Origin of the sequence: Bacteroides sp. B1-V-101 (assembly GCF_023656585.1) — a bacterium.
GTDB lineage: Bacteria > Bacteroidota > Bacteroidia > Bacteroidales > Bacteroidaceae > Bacteroides > Bacteroides thetaiotaomicron.
In genome coordinates, this window is sequence record NZ_JAMOKH010000031.1 from 58207 (window position 1) to 75824 (window position 17618).

A 17618-nucleotide genomic window follows, 5' to 3' on the forward strand; every position below is an offset into this window, starting at 1 on the left:
TTATCCCCGAACTTTTCATTCAGAGGTAATTCCTTTTGGTCAGTATCGGAAAACGCAATTACTTCTTACTTTCAGCGTGTTTCTTGCGATATCCGTTAGGAGTTTCACCTACGTTCTTGTAAAATGCAGCGTAAAAAGATTGACGATTTGCAAAGCCAACCATTGCACTGATTTCTTCCACATTCTTGTCGGCATAACGCTTGTCTGTCAACAAATGCAGAGCGTCTTTCACTCTGTACTCATTCAACAAACAAGAGTAGTTCATACCAAAACGAGAATTCACTACTGCAGAAAGGTAGCGAGTATTGGTCTTCAACTCTTTAGCTAAATCTTTAGCTGAATAGTCAGGATCTTTATACTTCTTCTGAACTACTACAATGTTCAGAATCTTGTCATACAACTCGTCTGCCAGTTCCGGTCTGATTAATGACCGATATGCAGCCTTCTTTTCTTTCTTTTCCCTCAGATTGTAGGGACGTTTCTTTGGAGCTTCCTCCGCTTTTTTGTTCTCTAAATCACTCATTGAATTAACTGGTTAGGGTTTGTTTATTTGTTATTAATTGCTCATTCGCAACGTTACATGTTACAAATGTCTTACTTTTTTTTTAAACACACAATTATTTTGTGCATTTTTTTTCTAATAAAACAATCAAAAACCTTGAAAAAGAGGAATTAAGGGTGAATAATAAGAAACTTTAACTCTTGGAGCATTTAAATCAAAACATAAATCGAGACATGATAAAGATTGCTAAAGAAAAGCGTACCTTTGCCACAAAGTTTAAACAAATGTTGATGAAAGAAACTCTAAAATCATATTTCGGTTATGACAGCTTCCGGTCCTTACAGGAAGAAATCATCCGCCACCTGCTGAACAAGCAGGATTCACTGGTACTGATGCCCACTGGCGGAGGTAAATCGATCTGTTATCAACTGCCTGCATTGCTCTCCGAAGGTACAGCTATAGTGGTCTCCCCGCTTATCTCACTGATGAAAGACCAGGTAGAAACGTTGCAAGCCAACGGCATCGCAGCAGGAGCACTCAACAGCAGCAATGACGAAACGGAAAATGCCAATCTCCGCCGTGCCTGCATCGAAGGACGCCTGAAACTGCTTTATATTTCACCGGAGAAGTTGATAGCGGAAAAGGACTATCTGTTGCGGGATATGAGTATTTCGCTCTTCGCTATTGACGAAGCCCACTGTATTTCCCAATGGGGACATGACTTCCGTCCGGAATATACACAAATGGGAATGCTCCATCAGCAGTTTCCGCAGGTTCCGATTATTGCATTAACGGCAACAGCCGACAAAATAACCCGTGAGGATATAATCCGACAGTTGCATCTGATACAGCCCCGGACGTTTATTTCTTCTTTCGACCGTCCCAACATCAGTCTGGACGTAAAACGCGGTTTTCAGGCAAAAGAGAAAAATAAAGCGATTCTGGAGTTTATCCACCGCCACAGAGAAGAAAGTGGAATCATTTATTGTATGAGCCGTAATAAAACGGAAACTGTAGCACAAATGCTGCAAAAGCAGGGAATCCGATGCGGTGTTTATCATGCCGGATTGTCTCCGCAGCATCGGGACGAGACTCAGAATGACTTCATTAATGACCGTATTCAGGTAGTATGCGCCACCATTGCTTTTGGTATGGGAATTGACAAATCGAATGTCCGATGGGTTATTCATTATAATCTTCCTAAAAGTATTGAAAGTTTTTATCAGGAAATCGGGCGTGCCGGACGGGATGGCTTGCCAAGCGACACTGTATTATTCTATTCACTGGGCGATCTGATCCTGTTAACTAAATTCGCCACAGAAAGCAACCAACAGACGATCAATCTGGAAAAGTTGCAACGTATGCAGCAATACGCCGAAGCGGACATCTGCCGCAGAAGAATTCTGCTGAGCTATTTCGGAGAAACCTCAACAGAAGACTGCGGCAACTGTGATGTCTGTAAAAACCCTCCACAACGCTTTGACGGTACAGTCATCGTACAAAAAGCGTTGAGCGCCATCGCTCGTGCAGAACAACAAATAAGTACAGGGATATTAATTGATATTCTTCGTGGAAGTTATTCGGCAGAAGTTACGGCAAAAGGATATCAGGAATTAAAGACGTTTGGAGCAGGGCGAGACATACCACCTCGTGACTGGCAGGATTATTTACTCCAAATGCTACAACTGGGCTATTTCGAAATTGCCTACAATGAAAATAACCATCTCAAGATCACTCCAAGCGGAAGTGACATTCTTTTTGGAAAAGCGAAAGCAATGCTCGCCGTGATTCATCGGGAAGAAATCGTCACAGGAAAAGGGAAAAAAAAGAAGGTGGTCATCGCCAAAGAACTTCCTTTCGGTATCCCCGGTGGAGAAAACGAAGATTTATTCGAAGCACTACGGGGATTGCGGAAACAGATTGCCGATCAGGATGGTCTTCCGGCATATATCGTTCTATCGGATAAGGTGTTGCATCTGCTCAGCATTTCACGGCCGACTACCATCGAAGCATTCGGAGAAATCAGTGGTATCGGAGAGTTTAAGAAGAAGAAATATGGAAAAGAGTTTGTGAATCTGATTAAGCAGTTTGTATAATAATGTATTAAGCTGCCCCCCCTATCGATTTACCTTTAATAAAGAGTAACTTATTCAAGCGTAATCAGAAAGGACTATATAATAAGATGAGTAAACAAAAAGGGAAGCAATCGCTTCTCTTTTTTGTTTAATTCAAGAACATCCGATCCATTTAGCCTATAATCCATTTACTGCCCGGTATGAACGAGATAATCTTTGTCGTTATATAACAGCAGACAAATGTAGTCACTGCGATACATGGGATGGCGGCAACAGTAGGCAGTTCCAGCGTATTTTTGAATACTGTCGCCCATAATCCGAGCCAGAATATATGCATAAGATACATACCATAACTAAGTTTCGACATATCTGTTACGAAACGTGGAGCTTCCGGCCGGTTTATACAAGTGAAGAGAAGGAATGTACCCGCTGTAAGAAGTACACAGTTAATCGTACAGAAAGCCCATCCTATTTCTATGACAGGGGTAGAATGAGTAATTCCGGGAATAGCCTGTATATAGAATGAGTAAATAGTCAACGCAGCCCCGGCAACCATTGAAATGAGTCCTACAATGAAACGTTTGGAACGATCCCATTTTAAGTGTACACGTATGTAGTGTGCCAACACAAGATATCCAAGATAACCTGAGAAATACCACAACATATGGTATTCGTTCCAAAAACACTGCCCCCACACTTCACCAAACCAGCGATTGAAGTACGGCATACACGTTGATAACAGGAACAGTCCTATGAAGAAACGTTCTTCTTTTGCAGTGGCTTTACTCAACCAAGGAGATATAATAGGTATAAACAGGTAAAGACTTATCAGGGGATACATGAACCAAAGGTGTCCGGCAAGCGTCGGGAAGTTCAGCAATATTCGAGACATATCCTTTATTGATGTTTCGCTATCTATCTGTCCCCACAACATCGGTAGGATACTATAGAGTATCATAAATATGAAAAACGGTGGCAGGATATGAGTGAAGCGTCGGCGGTAGAACTGCCATGAAGTCTGTCCCTCCTTCATCGGTACCAGCAGGTAAGCAGAGACAATCATGAACAATGGTACTGCCATGCGTGAGAAACCGTCGTACACGGCCACCCACAATCGGTCTGCTTCACTGGCTAAATAAGATTGCGGTCCTGCCATGTCCGTAGATCCGGCAGCACCGTAAAAGTTTTCACTGGCGTGTACCACCATAACGAGGAAACATGCGAACACGCGCACGTAATCTAAAAAAACAATACGTTTCATTTTCTGTTTGGGTATTAGTTAGTAGTAATATGTTTTTAGTTTTGTCTTTTATTTACATTGTTTCAGCTGCTCGTGCAAATCAGCAGGAGGTATGCCCAGCGAAATAGCTTTTTCAAAGTCCATCTTTGCCAATGCTTTCTTTTTCTGTGTCAGATAAATATTGCCACGCAACAAATAGGCATCCGCCGAAGAAGGATTCAGGCGAATAGCTTCCTCCAAATCGACCAAAGCCAGATCTTCATGCTTCATCTCCCGTTCCACATCTGCACGGGCAATGTAAAGAGTCGCATCTTCGGGAGTTGCCGTAATCATCTTATTAAGAATTTCGAGCGCTTCCTTGAATTTTCCTTCTTTCTGTTCCAAGGTAGCCAGTCCGAGCCGACCGCTATAACTTTGCGGGTCAATCGCCAGCAAACGGTTATAATCGATTCGTGCCGCAGGGTAATCCCTCCGGAGTACATAGATATATGCCCGCATCAACAGCGCTTCCTTATTCTGCTTATCTTCGTCAAGTACCTGACAATAATCGGTATAAGCACGGTCTGTATTTCCCATTTCCAGATTAATCGCAGCTCGGTCCAGCAGGATAGGTACTGCCAATGGAGCAAAGTTCAGCGCAAAAGAATAAGATTCGAGTGCCTTATCATATTCACCCAACCGACGCTGTACCAATCCCAGATTGGAAAAAAGCATAGCATTCTTTGCATTCTTCGGCTCCAGTTTCAAAGCCTGAAGCAGTAGTTCTTCGGCTTTGGAAAGACTGTCCATTTCGATATATTCAATCGCCTTTTCTGATAATTGCTGATAGGTCTGCGCACACAGAGCAACCGGAAAGCTAAGAAATAAAATTAAAATAATTCTTATCATGATTCAAATATTAATCCAAAGGATAGGCATCAAAAGCGAACAACTCGGTCGACAGATAACGTTCTCCCGTATCAGGTAACAACGCAACGATTTTTTTGTTCCTGAACTCCGGACGCTGTGCCAACTGTCGGGCTGCATATACGGCCGCTCCCGAAGAGATTCCAGCCAGCAAACCTTCTGTTGCAGCCAATTCCCGCCCCGCACGAATGGCTTCGTCATCGGGCACACCGATCACTTCATCCACTACAGAAACATCATAAAGTTTCGGAATAAAATTCGCCCCGATTCCCTGTATGCGGTGTGATGCTGCCTGACCTCCTGCCAATATGGGAGACGACGCAGGTTCAACCGCAACGATATGAACATCCGGATTATGTTTTTTTAAGGCGCGTGCCACGCCGCAAATCGTACCTCCGGTTCCTACTCCGGCAACGAACACTGCCACTTCACCATCCGTATCCCGCCAGATTTCTTCTCCTGTTGTCCGCTCGTGGACAGCAGCGTTCGAAGGATTTTCAAACTGTTGCAGGATCACCGATCCGGGGATACTATCGCGCAACTCCTGCGCCTTGGCAATAGAAGCAGCCATCCCGCCCAAGCCATCTGTCAGCACAATCTGCGCCCCCAGTGCTTTCAACAGGTTTCGCCGTTCCAAACTCATCGTTTCGGGCATAGTCAATATCAGGTGATACCCTTTAATGGTAGCTACCATCGCCAGTCCGACTCCCGTATTTCCACTGGTCGGTTCGATAATGGTGGCACCGGGTTTCAGTGCCCCGCGGGCCTCCGCATCTTCAATCATAGAAAGAGCGACTCTGTCTTTTACGCTTCCCGCCGGATTAAAAGCCTCCAGTTTAGCGATAATATTCTGATTAAGACCATACTTTCCACTATATCCGGAAAGTTCCATTAGAGGTGTATTACCCACTAAATCTGTTAATTTATTCGCAATTTTTGCCATCATTCACCTCGTTTTATCAGGTTGATGCGCAAAGATACAGAAAAGAATTGTACCTTTGTCTCCGTTCAATATTTTTAAGTTTATAGATATGAAAAAGAGAATCCTGCAATTTCTCACGACTTATTTTTTGTTCGTTCTTCTGTTTGTCCTTCAAAAACCTATTTTCATGGCTTACTACCATGAACTCTATACAGACGCCTCAATCGGCGATTATTTCAGCGTGATGTGGCACGGCTTGCCACTGGATTTCTCACTGGCAGGATATCTGACTGCCATCCCGGGCTTCCTGCTTATCGCTTCCGCCTGGACGAAATCTTCCATACTACGCCGCATCCGGCAAGGTTACTTTGGAATCATCGCTTTTGTGATGTCCTGCATCTTCATCATCGATCTGGGCTTATACGGTTTCTGGGGATTCCGGCTGGATGCCACCCCGATCTTCTACTTCTTCTCATCTCCGAAAGATGCCATGGCAAGCGTCAGCTTCTGGTTCATATTACTCGGAATCCTAGCTATGCTGATCTATGCAGCCATCCTCTACGGTATTTTCTACGCCGTACTTATCCGGGAGAAAGCACCGTTGAAGATACCTTATCAGCGGCAGTATGTATCTCTCGTCCTTTTATTACTGACAGCTGCGCTCTTCATTCCTATCCGTGGCGGTTTTTCCGTATCGACAATGAACCTGAGCAAAGTATACTATAGCCAAAACCAACGGATGAATCATGCAGCCATCAATCCGGCATTCAGTTTTATGTATTCTGCTACCCATCAAAACAATTTCGATAAGCAATATCGGTTTATGGACCCGAAAGTTGCAGATGACTTGTTGGCCGAAATGCTGGATAAACCTGTGGCAGCAACAGACAGTATCCCGCAAATTCTAAATACTCAACGCCCGAATATCATCTTTATTATCCTCGAAAGTTTTTCTACACACTTAATGGAAACAATGGGGGGACAGCCGAATGTAGCAGTGAATATGGATAAATTCGGTAAAGAAGGAGTGTTATTCACTAATTTCTACGCAAACAGTTTCCGGACGGATCGAGGACTGGCATCTATTATCAGTGGTTATCCCGGTCAGCCGAGTACCAGCATAATGAAGTATCCTGAGAAAACGGACGGACTTCCTTCCATTCCTCGCAGTCTGAAAAATGCCGGATACAGTTTGGAATACTATTACGGAGGGGATGCAGACTTCACCAATATGCGCTCTTATCTGGTTTCATCGGGTATTGAGAAGATTATCTCCGAGACGGATTTTCCTTTGTCCGAACGTCAGGGTAAATGGGGAGCACCGGATCATACACTTTTCCAACGTTTCCTGAAAGACCTCAAAGAAGAGAAGCAGCAGGAACCTTTCTTTAAAATCGTGCAGACATCAAGCAGTCACGAGCCGTTTGAAGTTCCGTTCTACCGATTAGACGATAAAGTGCTGAATGCTTTCGCCTATGCTGATAGTTGCGTAGGAGATTTTGTGAGACAGTATAAGGAGACCCCGATGTGGAAGAATACACTGATCGTACTTGTACCGGATCATTTGGGAGCTTATCCGCGTCCGGTAGAAAATCCGCTGGAAGGGCATACAATTCCGCTAATACTGATCGGAGGAGCCGTGAAAGAACCACGAGTAGTAGACACATACGCTTCGCAGATCGATATTGCCGCTACGCTGCTTTCTCAGCTCGGATTGCCGCATGATGACTTTACTTTCAGCAAGAATATCTTTAATCCGTCTTCTCCCCACTTCGGGTATTTCACGGAACCGACACTGTATGGCATGGTGACTGCGGAAAATCAATTAGTGTACAATCTGGATGCCAACACCGTCCAGATAGATGAGGGGACAGAGAAAGGAGCCAATCTGGAAAAAGGCAAAGCCTTCCTTCAGAAACTATATGATGACCTGGCTAAACGATAAGATCAGACAAATCCACCTTTTAATAATACGATTTATTTTATGATAGAATTTCTTTCGGATATAGACACCCAACTGCTTTTGTTCTTCAACGGAATACATTCGCCTTTCTGGGATTACTTCATGAGTGCATTCACAGGTAAAGTTATATGGGTCCCGATGTATGCCAGTATCTTATATATACTGTTCAAGAATTTTCATTGGAAAGTGGCTTTGTGCTATGTGGTAGCGATCGCCCTCACTATCACGTTTGCCGATCAGATGTGCAATAGTTTTCTTCGTCCGTTGGTAGGTCGCCTGCGTCCCTCCAATCCGGAAAATCCGATAGCGGATTTAGTCTATATTGTGAATGGAAGACGAGGAGGAGGATTCGGTTTCCCTTCCTGTCATGCTGCCAATTCTTTCGGACTTGCCATATTTCTGATTTGCCTGTTCCGTAAACGCTGGTTAAGCATATTTATCGTACTTTGGGCATTTACCAACTCTTATACACGCCTGTACCTGGGATTGCATTATCCCGGTGATTTAGTAGCAGGAGCCATTATCGGTGGATTCGGAGGTTGGCTGTTCTACTTTATCGCCCACAAGTTAACGGCACGACTTCAGTCAGACATTTCTGCTCCTGGAAAAGGCGCCGGAATAAAACAAACGGAAGTTATGATCTATACCGGATTGCTGACTTTAGCAGGCATTATCATCTATTCCATCGTGCAAAGTTAGTTTATAACATGGGCAAAAGAAATATCATCCATAAGTTATTCCACAATCTCAAAAAGCCTGAAGGCTTTTGGGGAAGAGTCATTCTCCGGGAAATGAATAAACGGCACACTTTGCTTTCCGAATGGGGAATGTCACATATAGTATGGAATAAGGAATGGAATGTGCTCGACATTGGTTGCGGTGGCGGAGCCAATCTTACACAGCTGATGCATCGCTGTCCGCAAGGAAAAGCATACGGCATTGACATTTCTCCGGAAAGTGTCCTTTTCGCACAGAAGAAAAACAAGAAATATCTTTCCACCCGCTGTTTTATAGAACAAGGCACGGTAGACACGCTGCCTTATACCCATGAAATGTTCGACGTGGTCACTGCCTTCGAGACGGTTTACTTTTGGAACGATCTTCCGAAAGCATTCACCGAAGTAACACGGGTATTAAAGCGAAACGGACATTTCCTGATTTGCTGCGAACTGAATAACCCGTCAGTCAAAACTTGGACAAATCTGATTGACGGGATGATTATTCGTTCTTGTGATGAATTGAAATCCATACTCTTGCAGTCCGGCTTTATCTCCATTGCTTCATATAAGCATGAAAAAGGGCCTTTGTGCATAGTAGCCCGGAGAATAGCTGAGTAATAATCTTATCGGGCTAATACGATTTCTGAATAAGGAAATCCACCCCCTGGATATAATGACTCCCAGCTACCTTTTAGTAAATCATATACATAAATCAGCCTTCCATTCCGACTACCATCAAACAATACATAAAGCTCCTGTTTCTTAAAATCTTCCGAAACAAGTGTGGCTACTGAACACGCAGCACTAGAGAATGTGGTGAAAGGTTCATCCAGCATCTTTGTAGTCGGGTTCCATAGTCTAAATTCTGTTCCATCTCCCTCTGCTATTGTAGCACCATTTCTCTTCGATACGATATATCCGCCAACACGTGTATATTTAGCCGTTCCCATACCTTCTACAGGCTTAACTATCCAAAAAGGGATCAATGCCACAGCCTCTATCGGTTCGCCAACATATATACTTTTCTCTTCTATATTTTGCCCGTTCAAGACTACTGGTGAAAAAGTTCCATCGCCGTTATCAGCCGAACAGAGTATATTTCCATCACTCATTTGTATACAGGGATAACGTGACAATGCTTCAGCCTTCATCCCTTCGGGCAGCAGAAAACCATAATCAGGTTTCTCCGGCACATACATTCTGGTATAGGGCATCACATTAACTGTTTTAACAAATAAACGGTCTCCGCCTTGATATACCCCAAATACAGAGTTAGCGGTCGCTATCCCCATTGTTACAAGCTGATCAGCTCCCGGCTTTTCCCAATAGTTCATAGAAAGATCATAAAGTCCGGTCGTACGGCGATCATCCTTCGTCCATACTCCACTAAGGCTCCAGCTTCCGGGAAGGTTGACTACACAAGAGAAGTCTTGATTGTCTGCAAGTCGTACTATCTCTGCCGTCTGAGGCTTTTCAAGATTGATGTATTCGATAGCATGAGGACGGTGGGTATTGGAACGGGAATTAATGATACCATAAAGCTGAAAATCTTTGGGTGCCTGTCCATCCGCCACCGAAATCTTTCCTAAAGACATCATTTGACCGGAGCGGCGTAACAAGATTTCCGTTGTAGAAGCAGGCCAGTGTCCGGGAGCCAGAAAAGTAATGCTCGTAGCCGTCTTTTCCGTTATAACACCCCGTCCTCCTTTAGCATATCCTTCATGCAGCACTTCGTCTTGAAGCAGCCAGCGAATATCGAACATGATTTCATCATTGTCTTGAAATCCTTTCGCCATTATCGTTACCTTCTCACCGGGCTTGAATACTGTTCCCGAAGCAGGCATTACAACATTGGTTACTAAAATCGGTTGTTCGTCCTTGTCATCAGAACTACACGCTGCAAGCAGCAAACCCAACAGTAAGAATAGATAATTTTTTGTCATAGCACTTGTGTATTAATCTGTGCAAATGTACTGTTTTTCATTAGCAAATATCTTACTCTTTTACTTTTTAACAGTCCGACTAGTTTTTTCTCCCAACGGACTCATTTTCTTCAGTAAAAAAACAAAGAAACGGAATGAGCCAAAAAGAGGCTGAACTCCATTTAAAGAATCCAGCCTCCATATATCTTATTCAGAAGATCTGTTTAAGCCTTCTTGATATAGTCAACAATCCACTGTCCTACTTCCTTTGTACCGTATTTGGCACCATCGGCCACTTGAATTTCAGGTGTACGTACGTTTTCATCCAGTGATGCATCAACCGCCTTACGAATCAGCGCACCTTCTTCCTTGCAGTCGAAGTATTCAAATAACATAGCTACAGACAGAATCTGTGCCAACGGGTTCGCAATATTCAAGCCCTTCGCCTGTGGCCATGAACCATGAATCGGTTCGAATACTGGAGTACTTTCACCGGTAGAAGCTGAAGGAAGCAATCCCATAGAGCCGCTGATAACAGAACCTTCGTCAGTCAGAATATCCCCGAATGTATTTTCAGTCACCATCACGTCAAAGAAAGCTGGTTCTTGGATCATCTTCATGGCAGCATTATCCACAAACATATAGTCAGTTGTCACCTCCGGATAATTGGGAGCCATTTCCTGTGCAATCTGACGCCACAGACGGGAAGAAGCCAGAACATTTGCCTTGTCTACCACAGTCAGGTGCTTTCTGCGTTTCATTGCATATTCAAAAGCAACTTTCAGGATACGTTCAATTTCCGGACGAGTGTAGTAGTTTGTATCGTATGCTTTATCATTATCCTGATATTTCTCACCGAAGTACATACCGCCGGTCAGCTCACGGATGCAGATGAAATCCGCATTCTCAACCAGTTCCGCACGCAACGGAGATTTATGGATCAGGCATTTGAATGTCTGTACCGGACGAATATTAGCAAACAATCCCAAATTCTTACGCATTGCCAGCAATCCCTGCTCCGGACGAACTTTCGCAGTAGGGTCATTATCAAACTTCGGATCACCTACGGCTGAAAACAAAACAGCATCTGCATTCTTGCAAACCTCATATGTTTCTTCCGGGAACGGATCACCTACTTTATCAATCGCATCTGCACCGCAGATTGCATATTCGTAACTTACTTTGTGACCAAACTTCTCGCAAACGGCACTCATTACATCTACACCTTGTACCGAAATCTCCGGTCCGATACCGTCGCCTGCTAATACAGCAATTTTAAAATCCATGTTACTTTTCTTTTTATCTTTTATACTACTCAAAGTTAATTAATCTCTGTCATATCGGAAGCATCAAATGCATGTTAATATAAAATCAACTTATTCTTCAAGTAGATTCAACATCTTCATTGTTGCTTTGATGGCAGCCTCCGTCTGGTCGGCATCAAGTCCACGGGTACGGAACACCTGTTCGTCATAGTTCCAGGTAATTACTGTCTGCACAAACGCATCTGTACGTCCACCCGGTGGGATAGATACCGCATAATTCGTCAACATGGGGAATTTACGTCCTAACGTCACTTTATAAATTTTACGCAACGCACGTACGAAAGCATCATACTGACCATCGCCACTTGAACTTTCTTCGTATTCCTTTCCGTTTATTTCGATCTTTAAAGTCGCCATCGGTTTCAGACCGTGAGCCAGATTTACAAAATAACTCTTCAGCTTGACCTTCTCGCCTATCGCCCCGTGTTTCAATACATCCGATACAATATACGGCAAATCCTCCTGAGTCACCAATTCTTTCTTGTCCCCCAGTTCAATGATTCGCTCCGTTACCTTGCGCATGGCATCTTCATCGAGTTCCAGTCCCAGATCTTCGAGGTTCTTACGGATATTTGCCTTTCCACTTGTTTTTCCTAAAGCATACTCACGCTTACGTCCGAAACGTTCGGGAAGTAAATCATTACAATACAAATTATTCTTATTATCGCCGTCGGCGTGAACGCCTGCAACTTGTGTAAAGACATTCTCTCCCACAATCGGTTTATTGGCAGGAATCACAATACCGGAATAGGACTCTACCACCCGACTGACATCATTCAGGCGGCTTTCGTCAATATTGGTCATTGCATTGAAATGATCTTTCAGAATAGCCTGCACACTGGAAAGGGGTGCATTACCGGCCCGTTCGCCAAGTCCGTTAATCGTAGTATGCAGTCCTCTGACACCGCTCAACACGGCAGCCAGCACATTACTTACCGCCAGATCATAATCATTATGCGCGTGAAAATCAAAATGGGTATTCGGATAACGCTTCTTCATCTTCCGCATATATTCTATCACCTGCAGCGGGTTCAGGATTCCCAATGTATCGGGCAACATATAACGTCTGATGCTTGTCTGCTTCAAGCCATCCATCAACTGAAACACATATTCGGGAGAATCTTTCATTCCGTTACTCCAGTCTTCCAGATATACATTCACTCCGATATCCTGTTCATCTGCGTAATGTACTACGTTGATAATATCTGCGATATGTTCTTCGGGAGTCTTTTTCAATTGTTGGGTGCAATGTTTCAATGACCCCTTACAAAGAAGATTGATGACACGGCACCCGGTACGTTGTATCCAGTCCACCGAAGTATGACCGTCCACAAATCCCAACACTTCCACTTTCTGAAGCAGATTGCGGCGGGCCGCCCAATCACAAATCATCTTCACGGCTTCAAACTCACCTTCCGATACACGTGCTGAAGCAACCTCTACCCGGTCTACCTTCAAATCCTCCAATAGTAAACGGGCAATCATTAGTTTCTCATGGGGCACAAAAGATACTCCGCTGGTTTGTTCACCATCACGGAGCGTTGTGTCCATGATCTCTATTTTGACGCCTTGTTTTCCCATTCTTCTATTTTATTTTTATTGCTTAGCAAGAAGTCTATGTCATCCAGTCCGTTCATCAGACAAAGTTTCTTATAAGCGTTGATTTCAAAATGTTCACTCTTACCCGTTGCTTTATTAGTGATGGTCTGTTCGGGAAGGTTCACTTCCACTTCCATCTTCGGATCAGCAAAGATCGAGTCGAAGAGTTCCTGCAAAAATCCTTCAGTAACAACTACCGGAAGTACGAAGTTGTTCAACTCATTATTTTTGTGAATATCGGCAAAGAAGCTCGATACTACCACACGGAAACCATATCCGGCAATCGCCCAGGCTGCGTGTTCGCGGCTGGAACCCGAACCGAAGTTCTTTCCTGCCACCAATATCTGTCCGCTATACGTAGGATCGTTCAGCACGAAATCCTTGTTCAGCGAACCGTCGGCATTATAACGCCAGTCACGAAACAGGTTATCACCGAAAAACTTCTCTTCACGAGTCGTTGCTTTCAGAAAACGTGCCGGAATAATCTGGTCAGTATCTACATTCTCTAAAGGAAGGGGTACACAAGTACTTGTTATTATATTAAATTTTGTCTTAGCCATCTTTCTGTTTACAATTTAAATATTTACAAATTACGATTGAAATTACATCAGTTCACGCGGGTCGGTAATCACTCCTGTCACCGCAGCGGCAGCAGCAACCAACGGGCTGGCCAGTAAAGTACGGGCTCCCGGTCCCTGACGACCTTCAAAGTTACGGTTACTGGTTGATACTGAATATTTTCCTGCAGGAATCTTGTCATCATTCATCGCAAGGCATGCTGAACATCCCGGCTGACGGATTGCAAATCCCGCTTCAGTCAATATCTTGTCAATTCCTTCCTTACGAATCTGTGCATCAACCATCCATGATCCCGGAACCAGCCATGCGATTACATTATCCGCTTTCCTGCGTCCCTTCACTAGAGAAGCGAATGCGCGGAAGTCCTCAATACGGCCATTAGTACAAGCACCCAGAAATACGTAATCAATCTTTTTACCCAGTAACGATTCACCCGGCTGGAATCCCATATATTCCATCGATTTTTTGAAAGAAACCTGTGCAGCCTCTCCCATTCCTTCCGTAGTAGGAATGTTTTGCGTAATTCCCATTCCCATGCCCGGATTGGTTCCGTACGTAATCATCGGCTCGATATCCGCTGCATCAAAACGGACCTCCTGATCGAATACGGCGTCATCATCGCTCTTCAGCGTTTTCCAGTATTCCATAGCCTGATCCCATGCTTCCCCTTGCGGAGCATTCTCACGTCCTTTGATATATTCGAAAGTCACTTCGTCCGGGGCAACCATACCACCACGTGCTCCCATTTCAATGGACAGATTACAAAGAGTAAGACGTCCTTCCATAGTCAGATTGCGGATGGCCGAACCTGCATATTCCACGAAGTAACCGGTAGCTCCGCTGGTAGTCATCTTAGACATCATGTACAGAGCGACATCTTTCGCAGTCACTCCTTTACCCAGTTCGCCATCTACGGTAATTCGCATTGTTTTCGGTCTTGACTGAAGGATACATTGTGAAGCCAGTACCATTTCCACTTCACTGGTACCGATGCCGAAAGCGATAGCTCCCATTGCACCGTGAGTAGAAGTATGCGAGTCACCGCAAACAATCGTCATGCCCGGCAGTGTCAGTGCACGTTCCGGACCTACCACATGGATAATTCCGTTTTTAGGATGCATCATACCGAAATGGGTCAGACCGAAATCTTTCGCATTTTTCGTCAGTGTATCCACCTGAGTCTTGGAGATCGGGTCTTCAATCGGTTTATCCTGATCATGTGTCGGAGTATTATGGTCGGGCATACAGAATACCTTTTCCGGACGCAATACCTTGATGCCACGCTCGCGCAATCCGGCAAAAGCCTGCGGACTGGTCACTTCATGACAATATAAACGATCAATATAAAGTTGTGTCGGCCCATCTTCCACCGTAGTCACCACGTGGGCATCCCATATTTTATCAAATAATGTATTCATCTGTTATATCTATTTTTACTATGTATGATTTATAATTAATGCAGGGTACGTATTTCAGTACCACTTTCGCTGTTCCTTTATGCCTTGAATTTATTAATACAGTCAATATAAGCTTCTACCGATGCGGCTATAATATCCGTATTTGCTCCGAAGCCATAATAAATCTGATTATCATATTCCACCTGCATATGAACCTTACCTACATCATCACTTCCCTTGCTAATAGCCTGAATAGTGAATTCTTTCAATATCATGTGACGATCTACGATCTTTTTCAGAGCCTTGATGGCAGCATCCACCGGACCATTACCACTCGCACAAGCTTCAAACTTCTCACCGGAAATATTCAGTCCCAGACTAGCAACCGAACGTACACCGACACCACTTGTCACCTGCAAATACTCCAACTTAATACGATGATTCTGGCTGCGGTCTGCTCCTGCCAATACCAATACATCATCATCATTGATATCTTTTTTCTTATCGGCCAGTTTCAGAAACTCCTCATATACCTTATCCAGTTTTTCCTGATCCAGGTTAACTCCCAACAACGACAGGCGATTCTTCAATGCCGCACGTCCGCTACGGGCAGTCAGTACGATAGAGTTATCATCGATGCCTACATCATGCGGATCGATAATCTCGTAAGTTTCTACATTCTTCAACACACCATCCTGATGGATACCCGATGAATGGGCAAAAGCATTGCGACCTACGATTGCTTTATTCGGCTGGACAGGCATATTCATCAAACTGGATACCATACGGCTGGTCGGATAAATCTTCTGTGTATTGATATTGGTCTGAATATCGATCTCATGATGACTCTTGATAATCATTGCGATTTCTTCGAGAGCGGTATTTCCAGCACGTTCGCCGATACCGTTAATGGTCACCTCTACCTGACGGGCTCCATTCAGAACACCAGCAATCGTATTTGCTGTTGCCATTCCCAAATCGTTATGACAGTGAGTAGAAAGAATCGCGTTATCAATGCCGTCTACATGATCAATCAAATATTTAATCTTTGCACCATATTCGGAAGGCAGACAGTAACCCGTTGTATCCGGTATATTCACCACTGTGGCTCCCGCTTTGATAACCGCTTCTACCACACGTGCCAGATATTCATTGTCGGTACGTCCTGCATCCTCTGCATAAAATTCCACATCATCCACAAAACGACGTGCATACTTCACTGCTGCTACCGCGCGTTCGATAATCTCTTCCCGATTGGAGTTGAATTTATATTTAATATGAGAATCAGAAGTACCGATACCTGTATGGATACGTTTATGCTTGGCGAATTTCAAAGCGTCTACCGCTACATCAATATCCTTCTGAACAGCACGGGTCAAAGCACAAATAGTGGGCCAAGTCACCGCTTTAGAAATTTCAATCACAGAATTAAAATCTCCCGGGCTGGAGATGGGGAAGCCGGCTTCAATTACATCGACCCCCAAAGCTTCGAGTGCCTTCGCTACCTGAATCTTCTCCACTGTGTTCAACTGGCATCCCGGAACCTGTTCACCATCCCGAAGGGTGGTATCAAAAATAAATAACCTATTGTCCATCTTCTATCATTTTATGTTATTATTGGCTCAAAAAAAAACCTTTCACACTTGGAAGTGAGAAAGGCTTTCGTATATTTTCAGTATACACATTTACGCGCAGCACTCACTTCCACTAACCTTTGATAGTAGAATAATAATACCGCATAGTAGAATATGTATAAACATCTGATTCATTTTTTGTCTCTTTTATAGTTTGACGGTGCAAAGGTATGGATTATTTCTGTACTACCAAATAATACGTTACTTTTTTATCGAAAATAATTTCATTTCATAAGTTAAAGTCGGTTATTAGCAGAAAAGTATTACTAATAAAGCCCCGTATTTCATCAAACAGAAAAAGGGGGCATAGTGCGGACACACTATACCCCCTTTTAATTTATCGTTCTAAATCAATAGATTACTTTTTATCACAGCATTCCTTCTTTTCTGTGCAATCAGCTTTCTTATCGCAAGCAGTAGCACAAGAGTCTTTCGCCTGGCAGCAAGAGTCAGTTGCTTCAACAGCAACAGCTTCTACAGTTTCAACTGTTGTTTCTTCACCTTCAGAAGCGGCAGCGTTATTAGCTTTGTTACCAGAACAAGAGATCACAGCGAAAGAAAATGTTACTGCTACAGCAGCCAAAAAAAGTTTTGTTTTCATACCTTTTAATTTGCTTTAAACGTTTAATAAAATAATTGTCGTCGGCAAATATAGCTATTTTTTCCTAAACTGCCAAAACAAGAAATCCCCGCCAATCAATAAAGACTGGCGGGGCTTCTCTAAAAATGGCGGCTACCTACTCTCCCACTGTTACGCAGTACCATCGGCGTGACGAGGCTTAACTTCTCTGTTCGGAATGGGAAGAGGTGGAACCCTCGTGCTATAACCACCTGA

Annotated in this window: 15 protein-coding genes and 1 rRNA gene; 4 read left to right on the forward strand and 12 right to left on the reverse strand. The window is 43.8% G+C overall.

Annotated features, from left to right (window positions below; all coding sequences use genetic code 11):
- Positions 1 to 58: 58 nt before the first annotated feature.
- Positions 59 to 523 carry a helix-turn-helix domain-containing protein gene (locus tag NBH01_RS19450; RefSeq protein ID WP_008763211.1) on the reverse strand — a complete coding sequence of 155 codons (465 nt, stop codon included), beginning with the start codon at positions 521 to 523 and terminating at the stop codon, positions 59 to 61.
- Between the two features lie 269 nt (positions 524 to 792).
- On the opposite strand from NBH01_RS19450, the gene recQ reads away from it, so the two are divergent.
- Positions 793 to 2598, forward strand: a complete 1806-nt coding sequence (gene recQ / locus NBH01_RS19455) for a DNA helicase RecQ (RefSeq protein ID WP_182426947.1) — start codon at positions 793 to 795, stop codon at positions 2596 to 2598.
- A gap of 151 nt (positions 2599 to 2749) precedes the next feature.
- Here recQ and NBH01_RS19460 read toward each other — a convergent pair whose 3' ends face one another.
- The 3 genes from NBH01_RS19460 to cysK are packed head-to-tail and all read right to left on the reverse strand — an operon-like array spanning position 2750 to position 5666.
- A complete protein-coding gene (locus NBH01_RS19460) occupies positions 2750 to 3838 on the reverse strand; it encodes an acyltransferase (RefSeq protein WP_225680369.1) in 1089 nt (362 codons plus the stop codon).
- A 48-nt stretch (positions 3839 to 3886) separates the two neighbouring features.
- Positions 3887 to 4705 (reverse strand): tetratricopeptide repeat protein, encoded by an 819-nt coding sequence (locus NBH01_RS19465; protein WP_055221512.1) that lies wholly within the window; start codon positions 4703 to 4705, stop codon positions 3887 to 3889.
- A gap of 10 nt (positions 4706 to 4715) precedes the next feature.
- Positions 4716 to 5666: a cysteine synthase A gene (gene cysK, locus NBH01_RS19470; protein WP_048696956.1), complete on the reverse strand. Its 951-nt coding sequence runs from the start codon at positions 5664 to 5666 to the stop codon at positions 4716 to 4718.
- 88 nt (positions 5667 to 5754) lie between these two features.
- Here cysK and NBH01_RS19475 point away from each other — a divergent pair, with 88 nt between their 5' ends.
- The 3 genes from NBH01_RS19475 to NBH01_RS19485 are packed head-to-tail and all read left to right on the forward strand — an operon-like array spanning position 5755 to position 8945.
- Positions 5755 to 7590, forward strand: a complete 1836-nt coding sequence (locus NBH01_RS19475) for an LTA synthase family protein (protein WP_225693393.1) — start codon at positions 5755 to 5757, stop codon at positions 7588 to 7590.
- Positions 7591 to 7629: 39 nt separating this feature from the next.
- A complete protein-coding gene (gene lpxF / locus NBH01_RS19480; protein ID WP_225693391.1) occupies positions 7630 to 8307 on the forward strand; it encodes a lipid A 4'-phosphatase in 678 nt (225 codons plus the stop codon).
- An 8-nt stretch (positions 8308 to 8315) separates the two neighbouring features.
- Complete coding sequence (locus tag NBH01_RS19485) at positions 8316 to 8945, forward strand: class I SAM-dependent methyltransferase (protein WP_225658553.1); 630 nt, start codon at positions 8316 to 8318, stop codon at positions 8943 to 8945.
- A 5-nt stretch (positions 8946 to 8950) separates the two neighbouring features.
- Here NBH01_RS19485 and NBH01_RS19490 read toward each other — a convergent pair whose 3' ends face one another.
- The 8 genes from NBH01_RS19490 to rrf all read right to left on the reverse strand — a co-directional run bounded on the left by NBH01_RS19490 (position 8951) and on the right by rrf (position 17618).
- Complete coding sequence (locus tag NBH01_RS19490) at positions 8951 to 10270, reverse strand: DUF4784 domain-containing protein (RefSeq protein ID WP_225658554.1); 1320 nt, start codon at positions 10268 to 10270, stop codon at positions 8951 to 8953.
- 203 nt (positions 10271 to 10473) lie between these two features.
- Positions 10474 to 11535 (reverse strand): 3-isopropylmalate dehydrogenase, encoded by a 1062-nt coding sequence (gene leuB / locus NBH01_RS19495; RefSeq protein ID WP_225658555.1) that lies wholly within the window; start codon positions 11533 to 11535, stop codon positions 10474 to 10476.
- Between the two features lie 90 nt (positions 11536 to 11625).
- Positions 11626 to 13155 (reverse strand): hydroxymethylglutaryl-CoA lyase-like TIM-barrel protein, encoded by a 1530-nt coding sequence (locus NBH01_RS19500; protein WP_008763199.1) that lies wholly within the window; start codon positions 13153 to 13155, stop codon positions 11626 to 11628.
- A complete protein-coding gene (leuD, locus tag NBH01_RS19505) occupies positions 13131 to 13733 on the reverse strand; it encodes a 3-isopropylmalate dehydratase small subunit (protein WP_008763198.1) in 603 nt (200 codons plus the stop codon). The genes NBH01_RS19500 and leuD overlap by 25 nt, the downstream gene beginning before the upstream one ends.
- Before the next feature lie 42 nt (positions 13734 to 13775).
- Complete coding sequence (gene leuC / locus NBH01_RS19510; RefSeq protein WP_008763197.1) at positions 13776 to 15170, reverse strand: 3-isopropylmalate dehydratase large subunit; 1395 nt, start codon at positions 15168 to 15170, stop codon at positions 13776 to 13778.
- A gap of 77 nt (positions 15171 to 15247) precedes the next feature.
- Positions 15248 to 16744, reverse strand: a complete 1497-nt coding sequence (locus tag NBH01_RS19515) for a 2-isopropylmalate synthase (RefSeq protein WP_225658556.1) — start codon at positions 16742 to 16744, stop codon at positions 15248 to 15250.
- Positions 16745 to 17141: 397 nt separating this feature from the next.
- On the reverse strand, positions 17142 to 17384 hold the full coding sequence (locus NBH01_RS19520; protein WP_225658557.1) for a hypothetical protein: 243 nt from the start codon (positions 17382 to 17384) through the stop codon (positions 17142 to 17144).
- Between the two features lie 123 nt (positions 17385 to 17507).
- A 5S ribosomal RNA gene (rrf, locus tag NBH01_RS19525) occupies positions 17508 to 17618 on the reverse strand.